This is a genomic window from Caldimonas tepidiphila, from assembly GCF_003569765.1.
Lineage (GTDB): Bacteria > Pseudomonadota > Gammaproteobacteria > Burkholderiales > Burkholderiaceae_C > Caldimonas > Caldimonas tepidiphila.
Window position 1 is genome coordinate 1 of the sequence record NZ_QXMG01000179.1, and the last position, 858, is coordinate 858.

Here is an 858-nt window from a genome sequence, read left to right on the forward strand (position 1 = left end):
ATAACTCCGCCCGGGGTCAGGGGAAGCTCCCCCTCAATTCATTTGTGCAACAGAGCCGGGGCGCCCCTTCCTTGTGCGGCTCAAAGCAGCACCACCTCGGCCTCCCGCCGCAGCACGAGCCCTCGCAGCCGCCGGCCCGCGGCATAGACCCACTTCCGCAGCTCGACCGGCACCTGATCCCACTGGTCGGCGTTCACGCGCCGGCGCAGCGTCGATGCTTGGAGGTTCCCCGCGCCGAGGTTGAAGCAGAAGTCAACCAGGGCCGCGAGCCGACGCACATCGCGCACCTCGGGGCACAGCCGCAGCACCGCTGGCAGGTAGGTGCGCTCGAGCTGCCGGAGCAGCAGCCGCTCGGCGGTCTCGCGCGAGATTGGCGGGTCAGTGAGCCGTACGCGCCGACCGTCGAGGTAGTGGGTAGCCCCGTAGCCAATCGTCGGCACGCCGGCCGGGCACAGATAGGGCCGCGGGTAGAAGCCCTCGAAGCGCCGGCAGAGCTCGGCCGCCACCTCTACCGCCAGCGTGCGCGGATCGGCCGGCGCGGGCTCAGGGGGCGGCGCCGGCGCGGCCGCGGCGCCGACGAAGGCGCGCGCCCGAGCAAGCAGCCCGAGGTCGAAGCGGCTCACCCTACTTCCCCCGCTTGAACAGCGCCCGGTCGGCCAGGTAGATGCCCAGCGCGGCGCCCAGGAGCTGCCAGCCGTTCTCGTCCAGCACCCAGCCCTGCCGGCTGACGTGCAGCACCCAGAGCGCGAGGCACACGGTCGCGACCAGCGGGCGGATGATCCCGTTCCAGCCATCGACCAGGCGCAGCCCGGTGCGCGCCGCAGTGGCGCGGGACACGGTGGCCCAGGCGTCGGCCTC

2 protein-coding genes are annotated in these 858 nt (G+C 72.7%); both read right to left on the bottom strand.

What is annotated here, in order from left to right:
- Positions 1-80 precede the first annotated feature (80 nt).
- Complete coding sequence (locus tag D3A59_RS26590) at positions 81-623, bottom strand: lysozyme (RefSeq protein ID WP_336470431.1); 543 nt, start codon at positions 621-623, stop codon at positions 81-83.
- A 1-nt stretch (position 624) separates the two neighbouring features.
- Positions 625-858: hypothetical protein (locus D3A59_RS26595; RefSeq protein WP_240636207.1), on the bottom strand; the 234-nt coding region annotated here is incomplete at its 5' end.